At 43.4% G+C, this 642-nt stretch carries 1 protein-coding gene; it reads right to left on the bottom strand.

Going from position 1 to position 642, the window contains the following annotated elements; translation table 11 throughout:
* Nucleotides 1-148 precede the first annotated feature (148 nt).
* Entirely contained in the window at nucleotides 149-277 is a 129-nt protein-coding gene (locus A3757_RS27865; protein WP_255374950.1) for a hypothetical protein, read from the bottom strand.
* Nucleotides 278-642: the final 365 nt, after the last annotated feature.

Below are 642 nucleotides of genomic sequence, written 5' to 3'. Positions count from 1 at the left end.
TGTGGTGTGCGATAAATCCCACATTGTCCGCCAGTTTCTTGGGGATAAACTTTCAGAGTGAGATGGGGCTTGCCGAATTCTTTTCTGTCTATGGAGGGCTTCAAGTAGGGATCGGTTGTGCAATGATACTGTCATCATTTTACAAGCCTTACTTGGAAGGCGCCGTCTTTTTCGCAGCGATAGTATCGACAGGGCTAATAGGCTTTAGGTTGATCGCTTTGCCGCTTTTCAGCTCAGACACAAGCTTGTTAGGAATGGCTGTTCTTGAAGCGCTCATTGCTGTGCTGCTTTGGCGGTATTGGTATCTCATGNGGGCTCAGAATATCTTATTGAGATCTAAAATTTCCCGCTAACGGATATCTAAGTTTGTCTGCTTGGAAGGAGGAGCTGAACTCTCGTGATTCCTTATAGTCCGCTAAGTCACCTTTCAGGTGCGCAATTTAGATACGGATAAAACAGCCAGTTTGATCGTTGGCTAAATGATTCAAAATAAGCAAAAGCAACTCTTTCGTATAAACAGATACCGCTAAGTGATGGGCAGATCATAATTGACTTGTTTCATCTGCAGATCATTTGAATTGATTGGTTATTGGCAGGTTTCATATTACATTGCTAACCTTAGAGGATGCCTGAAGCGAAAGG

Source organism: Oleiphilus sp. HI0117 (genome assembly GCF_001635235.1).
This window is presented reverse-complemented; position numbering and strand designations above follow the sequence as displayed.

Excerpts from the sequence above, each read along its gene's own strand:
- A3757_RS27865 (WP_255374950.1), bottom strand. The coding sequence starts at position 277 with ATGAGCGCTTCAAGAACAGCCATTCCTAACAAGCTTGTGTCTGAGCTG.